Raw genomic sequence first — 21,915 nt, forward strand, 5'->3', positions numbered from 1 at the left:
CGGCCGGCAGTCATACGGCGGGCCGTCATATCGAATTCAGGGTGCCCCGCCGCGCTGGCTAAGATTGCAGCCATGAGTTCGAACGTGACCGCCGTCAGCTATGGCGTGAATCTGTCCCCCCTGGAGCTGGAAAACCTGCGGAATGTGCTTTCCTCGGCCGGCGCTTCCCTGACCTCCGAGGCACGCTCCGGGGACGAGCGGTTCAGTGTCTACACGGTGGGCCTTTCCGTGGACAACGGACTCTCCGCCGACCTCACGCCGCTGCGCCGACTGCTGGCCGGTGCCGCCGGCGCCGGCGTGGATACCGCAGTCGTTCCGGACAGCCTGCGCCAGGCGCCCCGCAAGCTGCTCATCATGGATGTCGATTCCACGCTCATCCAGCAGGAAGTGATCGAGCTCCTCGCCGCCCACGCGGGCAAGCGCGAGGAAGTCGCGGCCGTCACCGAAGCCGCCATGCGCGGCGAACTGGACTTCGCCCAGAGCCTGCACGCCCGGGTGGCCGTGCTCGCCGGGCTGCCGGCCGACGTCGTCGATTCCGTCCGCGCCGAGGTGCGCCTGAGCGAGGGAGCGGCCGAACTCGTGGCGGCCTTCAAGGCAGCAGGCCACGCCGTGGCCGTGGTGTCCGGCGGCTTCAACCAGATCCTGCGCCCGATCGCCGAGGAGCTGGGCCTGGACTACTGGATTGCCAACGAACTGGAAATCGTGGATGGCGCCCTGACCGGCAGGGTACTCGGCGACGTGATCGACCGCGCCGCCAAGGAGAAATACCTGCGCCAGTGGTCGGCCGCGGAGGGCATCGACCTGGGGCACACGATCGCGGTGGGCGACGGCGCCAACGACCTTGACATGCTCGGCGCCGCGGGAATCGGCGTCGCCTTCAACGCCAAGCCGGCGGTGCGCGCCGTGGCCGACGCCGCCATCAACATGCCCTACCTGGACGCGGTCCGGCACATCGCCGGCGTCTGAGTCCGGTCCCTTAGACGGCACAGTTCCCGAAACGGCGAAGGCCGTGGCCCCATCCCGCTTGGAGGGGGCCACGGCCTTCTGCGTATCCGGATCAGCCGAGGGTGGCGAGCAGTTCCTGCATCTCCTTGATCTCCGCCTGCTGCGCCGTGACAATCGCGGTGGCCAGCTTCACGGCGGACGAATCCTTGCCGTTCGCCGTTTGATCCTTGGCCATGCTGACCGCGCCTTCGTGGTGGGCGATCATCTGGGTGAGGAACATCCTGGCCGCTTCCTTGCCCTGGGCGGTGTCCAGCTTGGCCAGTTCCTCCTCGCTGAGCATGCCTTCCATGGAGTGCCCGGCGTGGCCGGCAGCCATTTCCACGGGTTCGTTCCAGGCTTTGAGCCAGGCGGTCATGCCGGCGATTTCCGGACCCTGGGCATCTTTCATCCGCTGCGCCAGGGCGGTCACGGACTGTGGGAGGTCCTTCTTCCCGAGCATGCTTTCGCTCATGTCGAGGGCCTGCTGGTGGTGGACGATCATGGCCTGCGCAAAAGCGGTATCTGCCTGGTTGTGCGCTGCGGCGGACTGGCCCTGCTGGTGCATTCCGGCGTCGTGCCCGTTCCCCGAGGGAGCGCCGCTTCCCGTTCCGCCAGCGCAGGCGGTGAGCGTGAGTCCGGCGGCGAGCAGCACCGCGGCGGCAGCGGCGCGCGGCTTCGTGAAGGTGTTCTGGATGGTCATTGCAGGTTCCTTGTCTGGGGTTGTACCGGTGCGGGCTTGTGCTTGCGGCGGCTGCCAAAGGGCGGCCGCTTAGGCGACCGCTCAGCACCGGCTGATGCACAACTCCTGCAAGGAGGGACTGCGCGGATCCGCGACCACGGGGGCGCTCAACCGCATGACCGGCGGGGCCGGCGGCAGCACCAGCGGTGAGCCGCCCGGCGCATCCAAGCTCAGGTTGCTCGGCATCGGAACACAGGAGGGATGTGTTTCGGAGACCTCGGGACATGGACCGGAACAACCGCAGCCGCGGGCGTCCAGGGAGTGCATGGCGTGAACCGCGGCGGCCTCTGCTGGCAACAGGTCCATGGCTGCGGCACCGGCCGTGTGCCCGGCATGCTGGCCGTTGAGCACGTGCATGCCAAGGAGTCCGGCGATAACCGCGGCCACGGCAAGAAACAATGCCAGCCTGGCTGCCAATGCCCGCATGCCTGCCACTCCCCGGTCGTTCCACACGAATTTTTACGATACCCCTAGGGGGTATAAATCGCAACGAAAGAAGCCCCGGACGGCACCTGCCGTCCGGGACTTCCGTTGCCCCTGCGGGGCGGAAAAAGCTAGGCGCTCTTTCCGAAGTAGTCGGCGCCGCCGACGTACTCGGTGTGGCCGCTTTCGACGTCGGCGGTCACCATCTTGGCCACCTCGGCGGCGAACTCTTCCACCGAATAGAGCTTGCCGGCCTCGGCGCGGCGGGCCTCGATGGCGCCCGGGTTGGAGCGGTCAAGCAGCGTCGCGGTGACGGTGCCTTCGATCATGTCGCCGGAGACGACCACGAGGGAGATGCCCTTGTCCTCGAGGCTCGGCAGCAGTTCGCGCAGCGCCAGCTCACCGGCGCGCTTGCTGCGCGCCACCGGCTCGTATTCCGGCATGGTGGGGATGGTGTCAATGAAGTGTGCCTGGTGGCTGGTCACGAAGACTACCCGGGAACCTTCGGCCATCAGCGGGACGGCCGCGTTGAGCATGTTCAGCTGCGCGTCGCGGTTGAGCTTGAGCGCGTAGCCTTCCTCCATGCCCGATTCCATGCCGCCGGAAGCGTTGAGGACCAGGACGTCGAGGGAACCGAATTCCTCCATGGCTGCGCTGGCCAGCGCGTGCACGCCTTCCACGGTGGTCAGGTCTGCGCCCACGGCCACGGCACGGCCGCCGGCCTCCTGGATTCCGGCGACAACCTTGTTGGCCCGCGGGGCCTTCTGGCGGTAGTTGACGACGACGGCGGCACCCTCGCCTGCGAGGATCTTGGCAATCTCCGCGCCGATGCCCCGGGACGATCCGGTGACGATTGCGGTCTTGTTATCGAGCAGTCCCATTCGAGCTCCTTTTGTTCATGACGTCCAAAACAGTGTGGGTCCGGTATCCATCATGCCAGCGCAGCGCCGTTTTCCTTTTGTGGGCATTCCACAAAAGAGGCGGCACGGAATCGCGGCAGCAGGACCGGCGGTGGAAGCGAAAGCTCCGTTAATGGCCCATGCCCAGGCCGCCGTCGACCGGGATGACGGCGCCGGAGATGTACGCGGCCTCGTCGCTGGCGATCCAGCGGACCACGTTCGCCACCTCAGTGGGCTCGGCGAAACGGCCGGCAGGGATGCTCGCCAGGTAGTCCTTCTGGGTCTCCTCGGGGAGCTCGGCGGTCATGTCGGTGTTGATGAAGCCCGGCGCCACGACGTTCGCGGTGATGCCGCGGCTGCCGAGTTCGCGGGTCAGGGAGCGGGCGATGCCCACCAGGCCGGCCTTGGAGGCGGAGTAGTTGATCTGGCCCGGCGCGCCGTACAGGCCGGACACGGAGGAGATCAGCACCACGCGGCCCTTGCGCAGGCGGATCATGCCCTTGGAAGCGCGCTTGATCGCGCGGAACGCGCCGGTGAGGTTCGTGTCCAATACGGAGGTGAAGTCGTCTTCGCTCATCCGCAGCAGCAGGGTGTCCTTGGTGATGCCGGCGTTGGCAACGAGCACCTCGACGGGTCCGTGGGCGGCTTCGACTTCCTTGAACGCGGCGTCGAGGGAGGCCTCGTCCGTCACATCTGCGCGGACGCCGAGGATGCCTTCGGGAAGCGGGGACTCCCTGCGGTAGGTCACGGCCACCTTGTCTCCGTTGGCAAGGAAGGCCTCGGCGATGGCCAGGCCAATGCCGCGGTTGCCGCCGGTGATGAGTACGCTCCGACCGTTTGCTGTTTCAGACATGCTCTGTGCTCCGTGATCCCGCGGCAGGAAGCTGCCGCACTGTGAAGAAGGATGTTTCCCGGATCGATCTTAGCCGCGGCCCGGCGCCCCCGCGGAAAGGCATACCGGCCGTCAGCGGACGTGACGGCGCAGCTGCGGTTCAGGCGCGGTTTGGGCGCCAAGTGCCGTGGTGAGAGAATTGAAGGGAGCATTTTGGAGCGTGGTGAACAAGCTGTGACAAGACATGACCGCCCCCTGGACCGGGGAGCAGGGAACCCGGTGCCGGATTCTGCGTACCCGGAAGTCCACAGCATCACCGACGCCGCGGCCGCGCATTCGGAAGACATGCGCGAACGGATGATCAAGTATGCCGTGGCCATGGGCATCCGCATGGTCTGCATCATCCTGATCTTCGTGGTGGACGGCTGGTTCAAGCTCGTTGCGGTGGCCGGGGCTGTCCTCCTGCCGTGGATCGCGGTGGTTATCGCCAATGGCAGCGACAGGGCCGAGGTCCACAGCGATGCCCTGCTGGACTACGTTCCGGCGGCTGAACTGGAGGGTCCTGATCGCTCGCAGGAAACAGGAACACCAGAGGAAGCGGAGACCGAGCAGCCGATGACCATCATGGAAGGCGAAATCGTCGACGAGAACGATGTGCCCGACTCTCAAAGCCGGCCCGACGACGGCCGCGGGCAGGCGGCGTCGTGAGCCTGCTTTTCCCCGGCTCCCCCGCAGGCGGTCCAGAAGGCGCCCCCGCTATCTGTTCCCGCAAAGCCTGCCGCGCCGAGGCAAGCTGGCAACTGCTGTGGAACAACCCCCGCATCCACACCCCCGAACGGCGGAAGGTGTGGCTCTCCTGCGCAGAGCACCGCGACTGGCTGGAGGACTACCTGCAGACCCGCGGACTTTGGAAGGAGACCGTTCCCTTCACCCCGGAGACGGCCGTAGGAACAACAGGCCCGGCACAGGATGGAAACCACTGAATGTACCGGTTCCTCTTCTCCAGCAAATGGCTGGGCTACTTCGTGCTGGCGCTGATCTTCGCCACCGGCTGCGTGCTTCTGGGACGCTGGCAGATGGACCGGCGCGCCGAAACCCTCGCCGAGATCAACCGCGTGGTCAGCAACTACTCGGCCACGCCCATCCCCTTCAGCCAGGCAAAAGCCCAGTTCCAGTCCCTGGACCCGGCGAAGGAATGGACCCAGGTTGAGCTCAGCGGCCGCTACGACGTGGCGGGCCAACGCGTGGTGCGCAACCGCCCGCTCAACGGCCAGCCGGGCTACGAAGTGGTGGTCCCCTTCCGTCTGGACAGCGGCGAGGCCGTCGTGGTCGACCGCGGCTGGCTGCCCATCGGCAACAAGACCCCCGGCCGGCCGGACAGCATCCCGGCCCCGCCCTCCGGTGAGGTGACCGTCGTCGTGCGCCTCAAGCCCGGTGAAGCGAAACTGGACCGCGGCGCCGTCGAGGGCCAGCTGGCCTCAATCGACCTGCCCGGTTTCGGAACCGAACTCCCCTATCCTCTGCTGACCGGCGCCTACGGCCAGCTGGCCGGCGAAACCCCGGCACCGGCGTCGATGCCCGTTGCCTTCCCCAAGCCGGCCACGGATGAAGGCACGCACCTGTCCTACTCCCTGCAGTGGTTTGCGTTCGGTGTGCTCATGTTCGTGGGCTTTGGCTACGCCGCCCGGCAGCAGGCCCGCAACGCGCGGATCGACGCCGAAGGCGAGGACGACGACTTCGGCGCCGCTGCCCGGGTCAAGGCCTCCGGTTCGAAGCCTGCCCGCAAGTCCAAGCGCCGCACATCCGAAGAAGAGGAAGACGCGATTCTCGATGCCCAAGGCTACTGACGCGCAAGCCGCCGGTTCCCCGGAGGCCGTGGACAACGTCAGGAGCGCGCTCCTCGCGGCCGGGCTGCCAGACACGATGCAGCTTTTCAGCGCCGGTGTGCCCACTGCCGCGGCCGCCGCGGAACAGCTGGGGTGCGATGTCGCGGCGATTGCCAACAGCCTGGTCTTCGAGCACGACGGCGGCCCCCTCCTGATCCTCGCCAGCGGCGCGGCACGCGTGGACACCTCACTTGTGGCCGCCCAGTTGGGCAGCGGAAAGGTCCGCCGTGCCAGCCCGGACTTCGTCCTTGAGCACACCGGCCAGGAGGTGGGCGGCGTGGCTCCGGTCGGACATCCCCGGCGCATCCGGACCATCCTGGACGAATCCCTTGAACGGCATCCGCTGCTGTGGGCAGGCGGCGGCGACCACTCCTCGATGTTCTCGATCAGCTACCAGGACCTCGCCCGGATCACGGGAGCAGAGCCGCTGCGAGTCCGCTGAGCCCAAGCAGCTCGCAACTAAGGCCGCTTTGACTGTTCAAAACGGCCTTAGTGCGAGTCAGTCGGGCGTGCCGCCCGCGAAAGCTAGGCCAGGGTGATGAGGTCCAGGTAGTCGGAGTTCCAGAGATCCTCGACGCCGTCCGGCAGCAGCACCACGCGCTCCGGGTTGAGCGCCTCCACGGCGCCTTCGTCGTGGCTCACCAGCACGACGGCGCCGCTGTAGTTGCGCAGGGCGCCAAGGATTTCGGCGCGGCTGGCGGGGTCGAGGTTGTTGGTCGGTTCGTCCAGGAGCAGGACATTCGCACTGGAAGCCACGATGGTGGCCAGCGCCAAACGGGTCTTCTCGCCGCCGGAGAGCACTCCTGCCGGCTTGTCGACGTCGTCGCCGGAGAACAGGAACGAACCGAGGATGCCGCGGACCTCTGCATCCTTCATGTCCGGGGCGGAGGAACGCATGTTCTCCAGCACGGTGCGGTCGTGGTCCAGGGTTTCGTGTTCCTGGGCGTAGTAGCCCACCTTCAGGCCGTGCCCCGGAACGATCTCACCGGAATCGGGCGTATCCACCCCGGCGAGCATCCGCAGCAGGGTGGTCTTGCCGGCACCGTTGAGGCCCAGGATGACCACCTTGGAGCCGCGGTCGATGGCGAGGTCCACGTCCGTGAAGATTTCGAGCGACCCGTAGGACTTGCTCAGGCCTTCGGCGGTGAGCGGGGTCTTGCCGCAAGGTGCGGGCTCCGGGAAGCGCAAGGCTGCCACGCGATCCTGCTCGCGGACGGCCTCAAGGCCGCTGAGGAGCCGTTCGGCCCGCTTGGCCATGTTCTGCGCCGCGACGGCCTTGGTGGCTTTGGCGCGCATCTTGTTGGCCTGGTCGATCAGCACCTGGGCCTTCTTCTCGGCGTTGGCGCGTTCGCGCTTGCGGGCGCGCTCATCTGTTTCGCGTTGCTGCAGGTACCGCTTCCAACCCATGTTGTAGTAGTCGATCTGGGCCCGGTTGGCGTCCAGGTGGTAGACCTTGTTCACCGTGGCTTCGAGGAGCTCCACGTCGTGGCTGATGACGATCAGTCCGCCCTGGTGGCCCTTCAGGAAGTCCCGGAGCCAGGAGATCGAGTCAGCATCGAGGTGGTTGGTCGGTTCGTCCAGGAGCAGGGTCTCGGCGTCCGAGTACAGGATCCGGGCCAGCTCTACGCGGCGGCGCTGGCCGCCGGAGAGGGTCTTCAGCGGCTGGTTTAGGATGCGCTCCGGGAGGGCCAGGTTCGAGGAAATGGCTGCAGCCTCGGCCTCGGCAGCGTAGCCGCCGCCGGCCAGGAACTCCGCTTCGAGGCGGTCATAGCGGTTCATGGCCTTGCGCTGCACGGCCGCGTCCTCGCTGGACATCTCGGCCTGGGCCTTCTTCAGTTTCCCGACGACGATGTCCAGGCCGCGCGCGGAAAGGATCCGGTCCCGGGCGAGCTGCTCCATGTCCGGGGTGCGGGGATCCTGCGGCAGGTAGCCGATCTCGCCGCTGCGGGTCACCTTGCCGGCGGCGGGAAGCCCTTCACCGGCGAGGACGCGGGTGAGCGTGGTCTTGCCGGCGCCGTTGCGGCCCACCAGCCCGATTTTGTCCCCCTTGTCCACCCTGAAGTTGACCTGGTCCATCAGCAGGCGGGCGCCGGCGCGGAGTTCGAGTTCCTGGACGGTGATCAATTCTTCGGGTGCCTTTCAACGGGGACGCCGCGGCACATCGAAGCTGCCGGCGGCGGGGAGGACCGCGAATGCGGCCCGTCCAAGTCTACCGGTCCGTCCGGCGGCGGCCGCGCACGGAGCAGGCGGCGCTGGCCGGCGTTTTGTACACAGCCTGACAAAGCGGCGCCGGGCGGCTTGTCTGAAGCCTCCAAAAACGGCGGCGCCCCGCATAACTACCCTCGGAAGAGGGGAACCCACCCACCCGCACCAGGCCTTAACCGACAGGACCGCAATGAGCCAGAACGACACCGCCACCCGCCCGCAAGTGCGCAAGCAATGGAACGCCACCGACCTCGGCCTGATCGCCGTCTTCGCGGCTCTCGTGGCCGCGGCCGCCTTCGTGCCCGGCGTCCCGATGGGCGCCCTCGGCGTGCCGATCACCATCCAGACCCTCACTGTCATGCTCACCGGCCTGGTGCTGGGCGCGGGGCGCGGTTTCGCTGCCGTCGGACTGTATGTCCTCATCGGCCTGGCCGGACTGCCGATCTTCAGCGGCGGCCGGAGCGGCCTGGGCATCCTGGCCGGCCCGTCGGCCGGCTACATCATCGCCTTCCCGTTGGCCGCCGCCGCCGTGGGCTGGCTGGCCGCCGTCGTCATCCGCAGGACGGTCAAGTACCGCGCCGTGTTCTTCTTCGCCGCCGCCATGGTGGTCAGCATCGTGCTCGTCCACGGGCTCGGCGTCCTCGGCATGATGGTCAACGGCAAGCTGGACCTCGGCAAGGCCTTCCTCGCCGACCTCGTCTACTACCCCGGCGATATCATCAAGAACGTCCTGGCCGCGATCATTGCCGTCTCGCTGCACAAGGCATTCCCGGATCTGCTGGTCCGCCGCGTCAAGTAACGTCCGCCAACAACGGCCAAGCAACCCAAGGACATCATGATCGAGCTGAAGGACGTTTCAGTCCGCGTCACCGTGGACGGCCAGGACGCGCCGAAAACACTGCTCGACGGGGTGAACCTGGAACTTACTGAGCGCCGCATCGGGGTGATCGGCGCCAACGGCTCGGGCAAGTCCACCCTGCTGCGGCTGCTCAACGGCCTGGTGCTGCCCAGCGGCGGCACAGTGCGCATCAACGGCGCCGGCACGGTGGAGCAGGTGCGCAAGGTCCGCGGCCAGGTGGGGTTCGTCTTCACCGATCCGCTGTCCCAGCTGGTGATGCCAACGGGCCGTGAGGACGTGGAGCTGTCCCTGCGCCGCACCGTGAAGAACGCACCCGAGCGCGTTGCCCGGGCGGAATCGGTGCTGGACCGTTTCGGCCTGCTGCACCTCGCGGACCAGAGCATCTATGAGCTCTCCGGCGGTGAACGGCAGCTGCTCGCGCTGGCCGTGGTTCTTGCGGTCGACCCCGCGGTGCTCGTCCTCGATGAGCCCTCCACCCTGCTGGACCTGCGCAACAAGGAACTGCTCCGCCGCACCGTTGCGGGCCTGGCACAGCAGGTGGTCATGTCCACGCACGATCTCGAACTGGCCCTCGACATGGACCGCGTCCTGGTGGTGGACAACGCGCGGATCGTGTTCGACGGCGGCCCGGCACCCGCCGTCGACCATTACCGCGCGCTGTGTGCGGCGTCGTTCGAGGACGCCCCGTGAGGGGCCACGGCTTCCTCCTGGCCAACCACATTCCAGGGAACTCGCTGCTGCACCGGACGCCGTTGTGGGCGAAATTCCTGCTGGTGGCCGGCTGCGGGGCGGCGTCCTTCCTGATCGTCGACTGGCTGGTGTCCGCCGTCGTGTTCGCGGTGATGTGCGGGCTGTTCCTGCTCAGCGGCGCGGGGGTACGGCGCCTGCTCCGGGCCTTGTGGCTCATGGCGCCCGTGCTGCTGCTGATCGGCCTGTTCCAATGGTGGCAGCTCGGCGGGCCGACGGCCGCCCGGATCGTCCTCAACGTGCTGGTATGCGTGGTAGCGGCGTCGGTGCTGACCGCCACCACGCCCGTCCAGGACCTGCTCGACGGCGTCGCCGGGCTCGCGCGCCCGTTCCGCCGTTTCGGGGCCGACCCGGAACGGTTCGCCCTGACGATCGCCGTGATGCTGCGCAGCATTCCGTTCATCGCGGGCACCTTCGCCGACGTCCGCGACGCGGCCCGTGCCCGGGGCCTGGAACGCAACCCGCGGGCCCTGGTGCTGCCGGTGTTCATTTCCACGGTGGCCTACGCCCGGCAGACCGGTGACGCCCTCGCGGCCCGGGGACTGGGCGACGCCGACCATTAAGCGGCGGCCACTAGAAACGCAGGTACCTGAACAGGGCCGCTGTTCCCATTCCGCCCGCGATGCTGATCATGGCCAACGCGCTGGTCCCGTCCCGTCCGGCAGAGCGGGCCTGCGCCAGCAGCCGGGTGACGAGGACCGCGCCCGAGGCCCCGTAGCCATGCCCCAGGGCGAGGGCGCCGCCGTCGAGGTTGGCCCGGTGCGGATCGATCCCCAAGGCGTCGAAGCAGGCGATCGCCTGGGCGGCGAACGCCTCGTTGAATTCCACGAGGTCCACCTCCGCGGCCGGTGTGCCGTGGCGTTCCAGCAGCCGTGCCGCCGCGGCGGCCGCGCCGACGCCCAGGAGTTCCGGATCGACGCCCGCCGTCTCGCTGCCGAGCACCAGCAGCGCGTCCGGGACCCCGAGTTCGCGGGCCCGCCGCAGCGAGGTGATGACGACGGCGGAGGCGGCGTCGGCGTCGAAGCAGGAGTTCCCGGCGGTGACGGTTCCTTCCGGGACGAAGGCGGGCGGGAAGCGCCGCAGGACCGCAGCGCTGAGCGCGGGGCGGGGACCGTCGTCGGACGCCACCGTTGTCCCGGCCACCGCCAGCGGCAGGATTTCGCCGTCGAAGCGTCCGGCCTCCCGGGCCGCAATCGCCCGCTGGTGGCTGCGCAGGGCGAAGCCGTCTTGGCGTTCCCGGCTGATCCCGTACTCACGGGCCACGTTCTCGGCCGCGACCCCCATGTCCGGATCGCCGAACTGCGGCGGCACGAAGCGTGCGCGGGTGTAGAACCCGGGAGCCTCATCCGGGGTCCGGCCCGGGTAGGCACGCAACGGGGCGGTGCTGATGCTCTCCACGCCGCCGGCCAGGTAGATCCCGTCACCGCCGGCGGCGAGCAAGCGGGACGCCAGCACGATCGCGTCCAGCCCCGAGCCGCACTGCCGGTCCACCACCATGCCCGGCACACTGACAGGCAGGCCCGCCAGCAGGGCGGCGTGACGGGCCAGGTTGCCGCCTCCACCCACGGCGTTGCCGATCACCACATCGCTGACCTGGCCACCCGCGATGCCGGTGGCATCCAGGAGGGAACGCAGCACGGGCGCCAGGAGCTCTTCGGCGCGCAGGGACTTCAGCTGTCCGCCGGCCCGGCAGACCGGCGTGCGGAGGGCCGCGATGACGACCGGCTGCAGCTCCGGGTCACGCCGGGGCTCCGCAGCCGGTGCCGGAATGCCCTTAGCCAAGGATCCGGGCCCGCGGGTCATTGTCCGCGATCCATTCCAGGAGCACCCGCCGGCTGACCTTGCCGCGGTCCGTGACGGGAAGTTCGGTGAGCAGGTAATACTGCAGCGGCCGCTTTTCGCGGGCGAGCAGCCCGTCCAGTCCGGTGCGGATCTGGGTGGCGGTGACGGCCCCGAATGCCGGCAGGATTCCGGCGACCACGCGCTGGCCACGCAGCTCATCCGGCATGCCGGCGGCCACCGCCGCGGAGACCCCTGGCACAGCTGCCAGCGCCAGCTCCACCTCATGCGGGTAGACGTTCCGTCCGGCGGACAGGATCATGTCGGAGCGGCGGCCCAGGATGTGCAGTACCCCGTCCTCCAGGTACCCCTGGTCCCCCACCGTGTACCAGTCGCCGAAAGAACGCAGCGCATGCCCGTCGTCGCCCCACAGATAGCCGTTGGACACCATGCCGCTGCGCACGCAGATGTTGCCGTGCCCGCCCGAAGCAACTTCCGTGCCGGAATCATCCCGGATGGAAACTTCGACGCCGGGGAACGGTCCGCCGATCCCGGTGCCGCCGGCGTCGAGCGGCTCCCCCGCGGCCAGGCAGGTGCCGGAGACGAAGCTGAGCTCGGAGGCGCCGTAGTACTCGAAGATCGCCGCATTCGGGGCCCAGCGGCGGGCTGCCTCGAGCGTGCGGGAGTCAAGCTTGGAACCGGCGCAGATGATGCTGCGGATCCCGGAGGCGTCCACGCCGCCGGCCAGCCCGCGTTCGCTGAGCAGCCGCAGCACGGTAGGGGTAAGCACCAGGCGGGTGACGCCGTCGTGGGCGATTGCCGCGTGGGCGTCGCCGACGTCGAAATGCTCCAGGGTGTGGAAGGCGGCCCCCGCATAGAGGCACTCGGACAAGGCGTAGAGATTCAGGCTCGCGGCCAGGGGGCCGGGCGCCAGGGTCACGTCGTCCTGATCGAGGCCGAAGAATTCGACGGACGCGTCGAAGGAGAGCTGCCAGGAGCGGCGCGAACGGGTGAAGGCCTTGGGAACGGAAGTCGTGCCGGAGGTCAGGCCGACCAGGAAGTCCGAGTCCGGCGGCCCGTCCAGCAGTCCATCGCCGTCAGCAAACCCGCCCCCGGGGCCGATGCGACGGGATACTTCCTCGATCAGCGGCGCCGGCCAGAGCGGGTCGAGCACGGCGCAACGTCGCCCGCCCGCGACGGCGGCTGCAAAGGACACCACGAACTGCAGCGAGTTCGCTTCCGTCAGCACCGTGGTGGCAGGGGTTTCGTCCAGGCGCAGCGTCGCATCATCGCGCAGCTGCGCCCAGGTCAGCCGTTTCCCGCCTACGGCGACGGCAGTTTCGTCGGGACGGTCTTCGGCCCAGAGCTGAAGCTTGTTCAGGAAAGGCACCAGAGCATTTTAGCTCCCGCAGCACCTTGCCCGCCCCCTGTGACGTTCTATGGTTGGCACTATGAGTTTCAATGACGGAGCGCAGCTGGATCCCAGCCAGGTGCAGGACCGCCGTGGCGGCGGATCGGGCCGGGGAGTGAAGATCGGCGGCGGCATCGGCGGCGGAATTGTTGCCCTGATCCTGGTGCTGCTGGGGGTCAATCCGCAGATCCTCGAAGGCATCACCGGAAGTGGCCAGCCGCCGGCGGTCGGCCCCGGGACCACGCAATCTTCCGGCGGCACCCAGGAATGCCGCACCGGTGCGGACGCTGACAAGCGCCTGGATTGCCGGATCCTTGGCACGGTCAACAGCCTCAACAGCTTCTGGCCGGCATACCTGGCCGACTACCAGGTGAAGTACCCGCGCCCGCAGACCGTGATCTTCAGCCAGGCTACTTCCACCGGCTGCGGCACAGCCACCAGCGAAGTGGGGCCTTTCTACTGCCCGTCGGACCGGACGGCCTACTTCGACCCGGGCTTCTTCCAGGAGCTGGTGGACCGCTTCGGTTCGTCCGGAGGTCCGCTCGCCCAGGAGTATGTGGTGGCCCACGAATTCGGGCACCACGTCCAGAACCTGCTCGGAAACCTGGACCGCGCCCAGGAGGACCCCCAGGGACCGCAATCGGGTGCCGTCCGTGTGGAACTGCAGGCCGACTGCTATGCCGGCCTGTGGGCGCGGTACGCAAGCACGGCCAAGGATCCGGGCACCGGCAAGGCCTTCCTCGATCCGCTCACCAAGCAGGACCTGGCCGATGCGCTGTCCGCTGCCTCCGCCGTCGGCGATGACCGCATCCAGAAAGCCGCCACCGGCAGGGTCTCCCCCGAAGCCTGGACCCACGGCTCAAGTGCGCAGCGGCAGAAATGGTTCAGCCAGGGCTACAACACGGGGGACATCAACAAGTGCGACACCTTCGCGGTCGCCCGGCCTTAAGCCGGATTATTAACGCCGACGACGGCGGGCCGCCTTCCGTGTGGAAGGTGACCCGCCGCCGTCGTCGTCAGGCTGTGGAGACGCTTAGATGTTGAAGCCGAGGGCCCGCATCTGGTCCTTGCCGTCGTCGGTGATCCGCTCGGGACCCCACGGCGGCATCCAAACCCAGTTCAGCCGCCAGTCGTCCACGACGCCGTCCAAGGCCTTGCCGACCTGTTCCTCAAGGACATCGGTCAGCGGGCAGGCCGCGGTGGTCAGCGTCATGTCGATCAGCAGAGCGCCGTCTTCTTCGGAGTACTTCAGACCGTAGAGCAGCCCAAGGTCCACCACGTTGACACCCAATTCGGGGTCGATGACGTCCTTGAGTGCCTCTTCGACATCTTCCAGGCTCGTACGGGCTGCGTTGATTTCGGTCATAAGGTGATCCTAACTAGGCCTGGGCAGCGGGAGCAACGGCTGCGCCGGCGCCGCTCAGGTAGCGGTCGTAACCCTCTTCTTCGAGACGGTCGGCGAGCTCGGGGCCGCCCTCTTCCACAACCTTGCCGTCAACGAAGACGTGCACGAATTCCGGCTTGATGTAGCGCAGGATGCGGGTGTAGTGGGTGATGAGCAAGGTGCCCATGTTGCCGGTGGAGTGGGCGCGGTTGACGCCCTCGGAAACGACCTTGAGGGCGTCGACGTCCAGGCCGGAGTCGGTTTCGTCCAGCACGGCGAACTTCGGCTTGAAGAGCTCCAGCTGGAGGATCTCCACGCGCTTCTTCTCACCGCCGGAGAAGCCTTCGTTGACGTTGCGCTGTGCGAAATCGGCGTCGATGCGCAATTCCTGCATGGCGGCCTTGACGTCCTTGGTCCAGGTGCGCAGGGCGGGGGCTTCGCCGTCGATCGCGGTCTTGGCGGTGCGCAGGAAGTTGGTCATGGTGACGCCCGGAACTTCCACGGGGTACTGCATGGCCAGGAAGACGCCGGCGCGGGCACGCTCGTCGACGCTCATCTCCAGGACGTTTTCGCCGTCCAGGGTGATGCTGCCGCTGGTCACGGTGTAGCGGGGGTGGCCGGCGATGGTGGAAGCGAGGGTGGACTTGCCCGAACCGTTGGGGCCCATGATCGCGTGGGTCTCGCCGGTCTTGATGGCGAGGCTGACGCCCTTCAGGATCTCCTTGGTGCCCTGCTCAGTCTCGATGCTGACGTGCAGGTCCTTGATCTCAAGAGTAGACATGCTCTTCTTTCTTTCGTTCTTAAAGTCTCGGTTTGCGGCGCGCTCAGTAGTTGTGGACCGGGGCGCCGTTCACAACGTTGCTCACGTCCACGTAGACGTCGTCGCCGTCGAGGGCGACGGCGAAGACGGGGACGGGATCGTAGGCGGGAAGCTGGAGCGGCTGGCCGCTGCGCAGGTCGAACTGGGAACCGTGGCCCCAGCATTCGATCGCGCAGCCTTCGATTTCGCCCTCGGCGAGGGAGATATCCGCATGCGAGCAGGTGTCCCCGATGGCGTGGATGTCGCCCATCGAGTCCTTCACGATGGCTACCGGGTAGTCGTCGATGAGGATGCGCAGCGCCTGCTTGACCTGGATGTCGTTGGCGTTGCACACCAGTTCGCCGTGGGGTTTGTCGCTCATGGTCTGTTTCCTGCCTGGCCGGTCTTAGTTCTCGACCGCGGAGAGTTCGCGCTCGACGGCGTCCGTCAGGCGCTCTTCCAGGGCCGGGACCTTGATCTTCTGGATGATTTCGTTGAGGAAGCCGCGCACCACGAGGCGCCGCGCAATATCTTCGGGGATACCGCGAGCCATGAGGTAGAACAGGTGCTCGTCGTCGAAACGGCCCGTGGCGCTGGCATGGCCAGCACCCTCGATGAGCCCTGTTTCGATTTCGAGGTTCGGCACGGAGTCTGCACGGCAGCCGTCGGTCAGCACCAGGTTCTGGTTCTTCTCGTAGCTGTCGGTGCCCTCGGCCTGCTTCTGGATCAGGACGTCGCCGACCCACACGGTGTGGGCGTCCCTGCCCTGCAGCGCACCCTTGTACAGGACGTTGGACTTGCAGTTCGGCTGCGAGTGGTCAACGAAAGTGCGGTGCTCAAGGTGCTGGCCGGCGTCGGCGTAGTACAGGCCGAAGAGTTCGACCTCACCGCCGGGGGCGGCAAAGCGGGCCGTCGGGGTCACACGCACCACGTTGCCGCCGAGGCTGACCACGATGTGCTTGAACTTGGCGTCGCGGCCGATCTTGGCCTGCTGCGAGGAAGCGTGGACGGAATCGTCGTTCCATTCCTGCAGGGAGACGACCGTGAGTTCGGCGCCGTCTTCGAGGACGATTTCAACGTTCTCGGACACGACCGCCGTGCCCTCGTGGCCGAGGACAACCATGGCCTTGGAGAACTTCTCGGCCACAATCACCAGGTGCTGGGCGGAAGCCTCGGAGCCCTGGCCGGCCAGGACCACGGTGACTTCGTTTTCAAGAGTGGTCTCGGCCGGAACCGTGATGACGGTGGCTTCCTTGAAGTTGGCCCAGGCGTTGGCCGAGACCCGGTCTTCGGGGATGCCCGCGGAACCGACGCGCTTGTCGTCGCGGCCCACGGTCTCGACCGTGACGCCGTCGGGCGCGGTCACGCTGACGGCGGGGGCGGCACCGCTGAGGGCCTCCGTGTGGAGTCCGCGCAGGCGGCGCAGCGGGGTGAAGCGCCAGTCTTCTTCCAGGCCGGTCAGTGCCTTGAAGTCCTCAAGCGTGTAGGAGGTCAGGCGTCCGGCGCGCGAGCTGTCCGGGACGCCGACGCCGCCGCCGTGCGAGTGGCCCTTGGCGGAGCTGCCCGCGAGAGGACCGGACGACGGCGCCACGACGGTGCCGTTGGCGTTGATCGGCGAGAGGTTCTCGCCTTCCTCGGTGAACCCGTTGATGAACGGCTGGGCGGAGGGCGCGCCGATGCGCGCCTTTTCAGTAGTGGTCTCAGTCATCGTTAACCGACGGATCCTTCCATCTGCAGTTCAATCAGGCGGTTCAGCTCGAGAGCGTATTCCATGGGCAATTCGCGGGCGATCGGCTCGATGAAGCCGCGCACGATCATCGCCATGGCCTCGTCCTCGGGCAGGCCGCGGGACATCAGATAGAAGAGCTGCTCTTCGCTGACGCGGGAAACGGTTGCCTCGTGGCCAAGCACAACGTCATCCTCGCGGATGTCGATGTACGGGTAGGTGTCCGAGCGGGAAATGGTGTCCACCAGGAGGGCGTCGCAGCGCACGGTGTTGGCCGAGTGCTTTGCGCCTTCACGGATCTGGACCAGGCCGCGGTAGGCGGCGCGGCCGCCGCCGCGGGCCACCGACTTGGAGATGATGGAGCTCTTGGTGTTCGGAGCGATGTGGACCATCTTGGAGCCGGTGTCCTGGTGCTGGCCCTCGCCGGCGAAGGCGATGGACAGGGTTTCGCCCTTGGCGTGCTCGCCCACCAGGTACACGGCCGGGTACTTCATGGTCACCTTGGAGCCGATGTTGCCATCGATCCATTCCATCGTGGCGCCTTCTTCGCAGATGGCGCGCTTGGTGACCAGGTTGTACACGTTGGTGGACCAGTTCTGGATGGTCGTGTAGCGGACGCGGGCGCCCTTCTTCACGATGATCTCTACGACGGCCGAGTGCAGGGAGTCCGAGGTGTAGATCGGCGCGGTGCAGCCTTCGATGTAGTGGACGTAGGAGTCCTCGTCGGCGATGATCAGGGTGCGCTCGAACTGGCCCATGTTTTCCGTGTTGATGCGGAAGTAGGCCTGGAGCGGGATTTCCACGTGAACGCCCTTGGGCACGTACACGAAGGAACCGCCGGACCACACGGCAGTGTTCAGGGAGGCGAACTTGTTGTCGCCCACCGGAATGACGGTGCCGAAGTATTCCTGGAAGATCTCCGGGTGTTCCTTCAGCGCGGTGTCGGTGTCCAGGAAGATGACGCCCTGCTTCTCCAGGTCCTCACGGATCTGGTGGTACACGACCTCGGATTCGTACTGGGCGGCGACGCCGGCCACCAGGCGGTTGCGTTCGGCTTCCGGGATGCCCAGCTTCTCGTAGGTGTTGCGGATGTCCTCGGGCAGATCCTCCCAGGAAGCAGCCTGCTTCTCGGTGGAACGCACGAAGTACTTGATGTTGTCGAAGTCGATGCCGGAGAGGTCGGCGCCCCAGGTGGGCATGGGCTTCCGGTCGAAGTACTTCAGGCCCTTGAGGCGCAAGTCGAGCATCCATTCGGGCTCGCTCTTCTTGTCCGAGATGTCACGGACAACCTCTTCGTTGAGTCCACGGCGCGCATTGGCGCCGACATCGTTCTTGTCGGCCCAGCCGTACTCGTAGTTGCCGATGCCGTGAAGTTCGGGATTCCTTTCCAGAATCTCCGAGATCACAGTGCCGTCAGCTACCGCCTTCTCCGCTATTTGGTCCGTCATTACGGCCTTCCTTGCTGATTGTTTGATTCTTTACGGGACGCGACCCGGCCTTCAGGAGAATGGGTGCTCTCCTTCGAGGCGGGCCTGCCGGTGGGTATGTGGGTGGTGCAGACGTGTCCGCCCCGCGCAAGGGTGGAGAGCCTGCGGACATCGACGCCAAGGAGCCGGGAAAACACGTCGGTTTCGGCTTCGCAGAATTCGGGGAAGTCGGCCGCCAGGTGCTGGATGGGGCAGTGACCCTGGCACAGCTGCACGCTGGACAGCGATGCGGGCAGCGGGGCCTTGCTTTCGATGGAGGCGGCTGAGGCGACGTAACCGTCGCGGCTCAGCGCCCTGGACAGGGCCATGGCACGGGCAGTGATGTCGCTGCCGGCGGAGTCGATCTCGGGCGCATAGCGCTGTTCCATGTCGGCGAAGCGTTCGACGGCGAAGTCACGCACGGCATCGTTGCCGGCCAGTTCCTTCAGGTGTCGCAGCGCGGTGCCTGCGATGTTCAGGTAGTCGTCGCCGATCTTCGACTGGCCCTGGGAGCTCAGCACGTAGCGGCGTGCGGGACGGCCTGCGCCTGCCCCGGCTTTGGCAACCCGCTTCACTTCGATGACGCCGGCGCGTTCCAGGTGATCGAGGTGGCGGCGGACAGCTGCGGGCGTGAAGCCAAGAAGCTCCCCGAGCTCGGCGGCGCTGACGGGGCCGTGCTCCAGCACCGCGTTCAATACGCGGTCGCGCGTCCGGTCCTCCGAATCGGCGACGACGGAGGCAGCGGCCGGCGGCACCGCGACGGCGGTGCTGTGCCGCTTCGCGGGCACAGAAAGAGAGCTGCTCATGGAATACACAACACAATCATGTCGTAATCTAATCCCCGCATCCAGTAAGGCAAGGCTGACCTGACGCCGGGGCCGGGGCGGCATCTGCGGGCTTGGAGCCGCCCGCTACTACTTCCCGTAGAATACTCTGGTGCGTTCCCCCGAATCTCCCGTCCTCTCGATTGAAGGACTCATCAAGGACGTCGGCCCGCTGGCCGCCCTTGACGGCAAGATGTTGCGGGTTGTCAACGGCGTCAGCCTGCATGCCGGGCGCGGGCAGGTCACCGCGCTTCTCGGGGCAAACGGCGCCGGCAAGACGACCACCCTCGAATGCGCCCAGGGCCTCCAGAAGAGGTCCGGCGGCAGCATCCGGCTCCTGGGCGAAGACCCGGACCTGGCCGGAGCTGCCTTGCGCTCCCGCGTCGGCGTGATGCTGCAGGACGGCGGCCTGCCGCCGTCGGCCCGTCCGCTCCCGCTGCTGCGCCACATCGCCGGAATGTACGCCAATCCCCTGCCGCTCGAACACCTCGTGGAGCGGCTCGGGATCGACTCCTTCAGCCGCAGCAGCGTGCGCCGCCTTTCCGGCGGCCAGAAGCAGCGCCTGGCCCTCGCTGCCGCGCTGGTCGGCAACCCTGAGGTGCTGTTCCTCGACGAGCCGAGCGCGGGGCTGGATCCGCAGTCGCGCCAGATCGTCTTCGAACTCATCGCCGAACTGCGCGACTCCGGGATGGGCATCATCCTCACCACCCACCTCATGGACGACGCCCAACGCCTGGCGGACTACGTCTACATCATCGACGCCGGCCATAACGTCGCCGAAGGAACGGTCGCCGAGCTCCTGCAGCACGGCGAGTCCGGCAAGGACGGAATCACCGAACGCACGCTGTCCTTCGATGCACCGGCGGGGCTGGACCTCCGCACGGCGCTGGGTGCGCTGGGCGAGGGGCTTGCGTTGTCTGAGGACCGCGCCGGAAGCTACACGGTTACGGGCGCCCTCGCCCCCGAGCACCTGGCCCGGTTGACGGCCTGGTGGGCGGAGAAGGGCATCATGCCGGCGTCGCTGCGGCTTGAGGCGCGCAGCCTTGAGGACGTTTTCCTGGACATCTCGGGAAGGGACATCCGATGAGCAACCGTTCCGCCACAGGCCTGACACCCGTGAGCCCCGGACCGTCCACCCCGGCTCCCCTGTTCCGGCGGATACTGCTCCAGGGAAAGTATGAAACCCTGGCCATGATCCGCAACGGCGAACAGCTGATCCTCGCAATCATCCTGCCGCTTCTGGCCTTGTTCGGACTGACGGTCACGCCCCTGCTCGACGGACTCGGCGCGCCCCGCGTGGACATCGCCGTACCCGGCATCCTCGCCCTGTGCGCCATGTCCACCGCCTTCACCGGCCAGGGCATCGCCACCGGCTTCGACCGTCGCTACGGCGTCCTGCGCTTCCTTTCCACCACTCCCCTGGGCCGCACCGGACTCATCGCCGGCAAGATCCTGGCCGTGCTGGCCGTCCTGGCCCTGCAGCTTGCGGTGGTCGGTGCGGTCGCGGCGGCCCTTGGCTGGCGCCCGACTCCCGGCGGCTGGCTGCCGGGTTTGACGATGCTCGTGCTGGGCGCTGCGGCGTTCACGGCCCTGGGCCTGCTCGTTGCCGGAACCGTGCGTCCCGAAGCAACCCTGGCCATCACCAACCTCCTGTGGATCCTCCTGGGCGCCCTGGGCGGCATTGTGGTTCCGGCGGTGCGGCTGCCCGCCGTGGCCAGCAACCTCGCACACTTCCTGCCTTCCGGCGCCCTGGGCGAAGCCATGCGGGAAGCCTTCCTGCACGGCACCTTCGCGCTGCCCCAATTGTTCGTCCTGCTGCTCTGGACCGTGGTGCCCGGCGCCGCGGCCGTCCGCTGGTTCAAATGGAATTGAGAGAACTGTGAACACGGCTTCCCGCCTCCCCGACTTCGTCCAGCGGCTTGCCGCCAGGCTCCCGCACCAAGTGGACAACACGGTGCGCAGGCTGGCCATGCTCTCGCTGGTCGGCCAGATCATCCTGGTAGTGACCGGCGGCGCCGTCCGCCTCACGTCCTCGGGACTTGGCTGCCCCACCTGGCCGCGCTGCACCGCTGAATCCCTGGTCAACACCCCGGAGATGGGCATCCACGGTTTCATCGAGTTCGGCAACCGCATGCTCACCTTCGCCCTGGCCGCCGTCGCCGCGCTCATGCTGGTGTACCTGTGGAAGCTGCGGACGGAACGCCGCGACTTGTTCCTGCTCGCATTGGGGCTGCTCGCCAGCATCCCGGCCCAGGCAGTCATCGGCGGCATCACGGTCCTCACCCGGCTCAACCCCTGGGTGGTCGGCCTGCACTTCCTGGTTTCCATGGCCCTCGTTGTCCTTGCGACACTTCTGGTCAACAGGGCCTACGGCCGCACCGGCCGCTTCACGGACCGCACCCTTGCGACACTTCCCGCAGTGACGAGCCCGGTGATGAACGCCGTCGCGCTCTTCTCCGCCGCCGCCGTCATGCTCGGCGTCGCGGTCACCGGCGCAGGTCCGCACGCGGGCGACGCCAACGCCCCCCGCAATGACCTCGACTGGGACCTGGTCAGCCATATCCACGCCGTGCCCGCGTACCTGGTGACCGCGGGCACCGCCTTCGCCGTCTTCCTGGTACTCCGCAAGGACATCGCCGGTCCGTTCCGCGCCGCGGTGTTCCTGCTCCTCGGCGTCACCGTGCTGCAGGCGGTCATCGGGTTCACCCAGTACTACAACGGGATCCCGGCCCTCCTGGTCGGCGCGCACATGCTCGGCGCGGCGCTGCTCATGGCAGCGGCGACCAACGCTGCCGACCTGGCACGCTCCAGCCCGCGCAGCTAATCGCCGGGCGCGGCAAACACCACCCCTGCCAGCCGGAAGGCCTGGCCCCAAACGGAAGCGCCACCCGCCGTCCTCTGTGGACTGCGGGTGGCGCTTTCTCGTATCGGCCGGGAACCCGGCGGGAACTT

25 protein-coding genes are annotated in these 21,915 nt (G+C 67.4%); 12 read left to right on the top strand and 13 right to left on the bottom strand.

Annotation, left to right across the window (positions count from 1 at the left end; genetic code table 11):
• Positions 1-72 precede the first annotated feature (72 nt).
• The gene (gene serB / locus ACNQPB_RS08545) at positions 73-966 is read left to right on the top strand and encodes a phosphoserine phosphatase SerB (protein WP_498750808.1); all 894 of its coding nucleotides are present in this window, start codon (positions 73-75) and stop codon (positions 964-966) included.
• Between the two features lie 91 nt (positions 967-1,057).
• On the opposite strand, the gene ACNQPB_RS08550 is transcribed toward serB, so the two are convergent.
• The 4 genes from ACNQPB_RS08550 to ACNQPB_RS08565 all read right to left on the bottom strand — a co-directional run bounded on the left by ACNQPB_RS08550 (position 1,058) and on the right by ACNQPB_RS08565 (position 3,898).
• A complete protein-coding gene (locus ACNQPB_RS08550; protein WP_498750810.1) occupies positions 1,058-1,684 on the bottom strand; it encodes a DUF305 domain-containing protein in 627 nt (208 codons plus the stop codon).
• A gap of 81 nt (positions 1,685-1,765) precedes the next feature.
• Complete coding sequence (locus tag ACNQPB_RS08555) at positions 1,766-2,149, bottom strand: hypothetical protein (protein ID WP_498750812.1); 384 nt, start codon at positions 2,147-2,149, stop codon at positions 1,766-1,768.
• Positions 2,150-2,277: 128 nt separating this feature from the next.
• Positions 2,278-3,027, bottom strand: a complete 750-nt coding sequence (locus ACNQPB_RS08560) for an SDR family oxidoreductase (RefSeq protein WP_498750813.1) — start codon at positions 3,025-3,027, stop codon at positions 2,278-2,280.
• A gap of 148 nt (positions 3,028-3,175) precedes the next feature.
• Positions 3,176-3,898, bottom strand: coding sequence for a beta-ketoacyl-ACP reductase (locus ACNQPB_RS08565; RefSeq protein WP_498750815.1), 723 nt, complete (start codon positions 3,896-3,898; stop codon positions 3,176-3,178).
• A gap of 213 nt (positions 3,899-4,111) precedes the next feature.
• Here ACNQPB_RS08565 and ACNQPB_RS08570 point away from each other — a divergent pair, with 213 nt between their 5' ends.
• Genes ACNQPB_RS08570 through ACNQPB_RS08585 form a run of 4 tightly spaced genes read left to right on the top strand, consistent with a single transcriptional unit; the run spans position 4,112 to position 6,205 of the window.
• The gene (locus ACNQPB_RS08570) at positions 4,112-4,585 is read left to right on the top strand and encodes a DUF3099 domain-containing protein (protein WP_498750817.1); all 474 of its coding nucleotides are present in this window, start codon (positions 4,112-4,114) and stop codon (positions 4,583-4,585) included.
• Positions 4,582-4,860: a hypothetical protein gene (locus ACNQPB_RS08575; RefSeq protein WP_498750819.1), complete on the top strand. Its 279-nt coding sequence runs from the start codon at positions 4,582-4,584 to the stop codon at positions 4,858-4,860. The genes ACNQPB_RS08570 and ACNQPB_RS08575 overlap by 4 nt, the downstream gene beginning before the upstream one ends.
• A complete protein-coding gene (locus tag ACNQPB_RS08580; protein ID WP_498750821.1) occupies positions 4,861-5,724 on the top strand; it encodes an SURF1 family cytochrome oxidase biogenesis protein in 864 nt (287 codons plus the stop codon).
• Positions 5,708-6,205, top strand: coding sequence for a YbaK/EbsC family protein (locus ACNQPB_RS08585; RefSeq protein WP_498750823.1), 498 nt, complete (start codon positions 5,708-5,710; stop codon positions 6,203-6,205). Before ACNQPB_RS08580 ends, ACNQPB_RS08585 begins: the two co-directional genes overlap by 17 nt.
• A gap of 83 nt (positions 6,206-6,288) precedes the next feature.
• Here the strand turns inward: ACNQPB_RS08585 and ACNQPB_RS08590 are convergent, their stop codons facing one another.
• Positions 6,289-7,887, bottom strand: a complete 1,599-nt coding sequence (locus tag ACNQPB_RS08590) for an ABC-F family ATP-binding cassette domain-containing protein (protein ID WP_498750825.1) — start codon at positions 7,885-7,887, stop codon at positions 6,289-6,291.
• Positions 7,888-8,158: 271 nt separating this feature from the next.
• Between ACNQPB_RS08590 and ACNQPB_RS08595 the strand changes: the two genes are divergently transcribed.
• Genes ACNQPB_RS08595 through ACNQPB_RS08605 form a run of 3 tightly spaced genes read left to right on the top strand, consistent with a single transcriptional unit; the run spans position 8,159 to position 10,137 of the window.
• On the top strand, positions 8,159-8,767 hold the full coding sequence (locus ACNQPB_RS08595) for a biotin transporter BioY (RefSeq protein ID WP_498750827.1): 609 nt from the start codon (positions 8,159-8,161) through the stop codon (positions 8,765-8,767).
• A 36-nt stretch (positions 8,768-8,803) separates the two neighbouring features.
• Positions 8,804-9,517: an energy-coupling factor ABC transporter ATP-binding protein gene (locus ACNQPB_RS08600; RefSeq protein WP_498750829.1), complete on the top strand. Its 714-nt coding sequence runs from the start codon at positions 8,804-8,806 to the stop codon at positions 9,515-9,517.
• Positions 9,514-10,137, top strand: coding sequence for an energy-coupling factor transporter transmembrane component T family protein (locus ACNQPB_RS08605; RefSeq protein WP_498750831.1), 624 nt, complete (start codon positions 9,514-9,516; stop codon positions 10,135-10,137). The genes ACNQPB_RS08600 and ACNQPB_RS08605 overlap by 4 nt, the downstream gene beginning before the upstream one ends.
• A gap of 10 nt (positions 10,138-10,147) precedes the next feature.
• Here ACNQPB_RS08605 and ACNQPB_RS08610 read toward each other — a convergent pair whose 3' ends face one another.
• On the bottom strand, positions 10,148-11,377 hold the full coding sequence (locus ACNQPB_RS08610; RefSeq protein WP_498750833.1) for a thiolase family protein: 1,230 nt from the start codon (positions 11,375-11,377) through the stop codon (positions 10,148-10,150).
• Positions 11,349-12,743, bottom strand: coding sequence for a class I adenylate-forming enzyme family protein (locus ACNQPB_RS08615; RefSeq protein WP_498750835.1), 1,395 nt, complete (start codon positions 12,741-12,743; stop codon positions 11,349-11,351). Before ACNQPB_RS08615 ends, ACNQPB_RS08610 begins: the two co-directional genes overlap by 29 nt.
• A gap of 61 nt (positions 12,744-12,804) precedes the next feature.
• Here ACNQPB_RS08615 and ypfJ point away from each other — a divergent pair, with 61 nt between their 5' ends.
• Positions 12,805-13,713: a KPN_02809 family neutral zinc metallopeptidase gene (gene ypfJ / locus ACNQPB_RS08620; RefSeq protein WP_498750837.1), complete on the top strand. Its 909-nt coding sequence runs from the start codon at positions 12,805-12,807 to the stop codon at positions 13,711-13,713.
• Positions 13,714-13,797: 84 nt separating this feature from the next.
• Here the strand turns inward: ypfJ and ACNQPB_RS08625 are convergent, their stop codons facing one another.
• The 6 genes from ACNQPB_RS08625 to ACNQPB_RS08650 are packed head-to-tail and all read right to left on the bottom strand — an operon-like array spanning position 13,798 to position 18,945.
• Positions 13,798-14,130, bottom strand: coding sequence for a metal-sulfur cluster assembly factor (locus ACNQPB_RS08625; RefSeq protein WP_070349509.1), 333 nt, complete (start codon positions 14,128-14,130; stop codon positions 13,798-13,800).
• A 13-nt stretch (positions 14,131-14,143) separates the two neighbouring features.
• Positions 14,144-14,929 (bottom strand): Fe-S cluster assembly ATPase SufC, encoded by a 786-nt coding sequence (sufC, locus tag ACNQPB_RS08630; protein ID WP_498750839.1) that lies wholly within the window; start codon positions 14,927-14,929, stop codon positions 14,144-14,146.
• Positions 14,930-14,972: 43 nt separating this feature from the next.
• Positions 14,973-15,329 carry a non-heme iron oxygenase ferredoxin subunit gene (locus ACNQPB_RS08635; protein ID WP_498750841.1) on the bottom strand — a complete coding sequence of 119 codons (357 nt, stop codon included), beginning with the start codon at positions 15,327-15,329 and terminating at the stop codon, positions 14,973-14,975.
• Between the two features lie 24 nt (positions 15,330-15,353).
• The gene (sufD, locus tag ACNQPB_RS08640; protein WP_498750843.1) at positions 15,354-16,655 is read right to left on the bottom strand and encodes a Fe-S cluster assembly protein SufD; all 1,302 of its coding nucleotides are present in this window, start codon (positions 16,653-16,655) and stop codon (positions 15,354-15,356) included.
• Between the two features lie 2 nt (positions 16,656-16,657).
• Positions 16,658-18,121 carry a Fe-S cluster assembly protein SufB gene (sufB, locus tag ACNQPB_RS08645; protein ID WP_498750845.1) on the bottom strand — a complete coding sequence of 488 codons (1,464 nt, stop codon included), beginning with the start codon at positions 18,119-18,121 and terminating at the stop codon, positions 16,658-16,660.
• Entirely contained in the window at positions 18,121-18,945 is an 825-nt protein-coding gene (locus ACNQPB_RS08650) for a helix-turn-helix transcriptional regulator (protein ID WP_498750846.1), read from the bottom strand. Before ACNQPB_RS08650 ends, sufB begins: the two co-directional genes overlap by 1 nt.
• Before the next feature lie 130 nt (positions 18,946-19,075).
• Here ACNQPB_RS08650 and ACNQPB_RS08655 point away from each other — a divergent pair, with 130 nt between their 5' ends.
• From ACNQPB_RS08655 to ACNQPB_RS08665, 3 genes are read left to right on the top strand one after another with little or no spacing between them, the layout of a single operon-like run.
• A complete protein-coding gene (locus tag ACNQPB_RS08655) occupies positions 19,076-20,050 on the top strand; it encodes an ABC transporter ATP-binding protein (protein ID WP_498750848.1) in 975 nt (324 codons plus the stop codon).
• The gene (locus ACNQPB_RS08660; protein ID WP_498750850.1) at positions 20,047-20,835 is read left to right on the top strand and encodes an ABC transporter permease; all 789 of its coding nucleotides are present in this window, start codon (positions 20,047-20,049) and stop codon (positions 20,833-20,835) included. The genes ACNQPB_RS08655 and ACNQPB_RS08660 overlap by 4 nt, the downstream gene beginning before the upstream one ends.
• A gap of 7 nt (positions 20,836-20,842) precedes the next feature.
• Positions 20,843-21,787, top strand: coding sequence for a COX15/CtaA family protein (locus ACNQPB_RS08665; protein ID WP_498750852.1), 945 nt, complete (start codon positions 20,843-20,845; stop codon positions 21,785-21,787).
• Positions 21,788-21,915: the final 128 nt, after the last annotated feature.

The sequence above is a fragment of the Curtobacterium sp. LFS079 genome, from assembly GCF_047977865.1.
Classification (GTDB): Bacteria; Actinomycetota; Actinomycetes; order Actinomycetales; family Micrococcaceae; genus Arthrobacter.

Excerpts from the sequence above, each read along its gene's own strand:
- ACNQPB_RS08610 (WP_498750833.1), bottom strand. The coding sequence starts at position 11,377 with ATGACCCGCGGGCCCGGATCCTTGGCTAAGGGCATTCCGGCACCGGCT.
- sufD (WP_498750843.1), bottom strand. The coding sequence starts at position 16,655 with ATGACTGAGACCACTACTGAAAAGGCGCGCATCGGCGCGCCCTCCGCC.
- ACNQPB_RS08635 (WP_498750841.1), bottom strand. The coding sequence starts at position 15,329 with ATGAGCGACAAACCCCACGGCGAACTGGTGTGCAACGCCAACGACATC.
- sufB (WP_498750845.1), bottom strand. The coding sequence starts at position 18,121 with ATGACGGACCAAATAGCGGAGAAGGCGGTAGCTGACGGCACTGTGATC.
- ACNQPB_RS08585 (WP_498750823.1), top strand. The coding sequence starts at position 5,708 with ATGCCCAAGGCTACTGACGCGCAAGCCGCCGGTTCCCCGGAGGCCGTG.
- ACNQPB_RS08650 (WP_498750846.1), bottom strand. The coding sequence starts at position 18,945 with ATGAGCAGCTCTCTTTCTGTGCCCGCGAAGCGGCACAGCACCGCCGTC.
- sufC (WP_498750839.1), bottom strand. The coding sequence starts at position 14,929 with ATGTCTACTCTTGAGATCAAGGACCTGCACGTCAGCATCGAGACTGAG.
- ACNQPB_RS08595 (WP_498750827.1), top strand. The coding sequence starts at position 8,159 with ATGAGCCAGAACGACACCGCCACCCGCCCGCAAGTGCGCAAGCAATGG.
- ACNQPB_RS08550 (WP_498750810.1), bottom strand. The coding sequence starts at position 1,684 with ATGACCATCCAGAACACCTTCACGAAGCCGCGCGCCGCTGCCGCCGCG.
- ACNQPB_RS08555 (WP_498750812.1), bottom strand. The coding sequence starts at position 2,149 with ATGCGGGCATTGGCAGCCAGGCTGGCATTGTTTCTTGCCGTGGCCGCG.
- ACNQPB_RS08625 (WP_070349509.1), bottom strand. The coding sequence starts at position 14,130 with ATGACCGAAATCAACGCAGCCCGTACGAGCCTGGAAGATGTCGAAGAG.
- ACNQPB_RS08565 (WP_498750815.1), bottom strand. The coding sequence starts at position 3,898 with ATGTCTGAAACAGCAAACGGTCGGAGCGTACTCATCACCGGCGGCAAC.
- ACNQPB_RS08580 (WP_498750821.1), top strand. The coding sequence starts at position 4,861 with ATGTACCGGTTCCTCTTCTCCAGCAAATGGCTGGGCTACTTCGTGCTG.
- ACNQPB_RS08560 (WP_498750813.1), bottom strand. The coding sequence starts at position 3,027 with ATGGGACTGCTCGATAACAAGACCGCAATCGTCACCGGATCGTCCCGG.
- serB (WP_498750808.1), top strand. The coding sequence starts at position 73 with ATGAGTTCGAACGTGACCGCCGTCAGCTATGGCGTGAATCTGTCCCCC.
- ACNQPB_RS08660 (WP_498750850.1), top strand. The coding sequence starts at position 20,047 with ATGAGCAACCGTTCCGCCACAGGCCTGACACCCGTGAGCCCCGGACCG.
- ACNQPB_RS08600 (WP_498750829.1), top strand. The coding sequence starts at position 8,804 with ATGATCGAGCTGAAGGACGTTTCAGTCCGCGTCACCGTGGACGGCCAG.
- ypfJ (WP_498750837.1), top strand. The coding sequence starts at position 12,805 with ATGAGTTTCAATGACGGAGCGCAGCTGGATCCCAGCCAGGTGCAGGAC.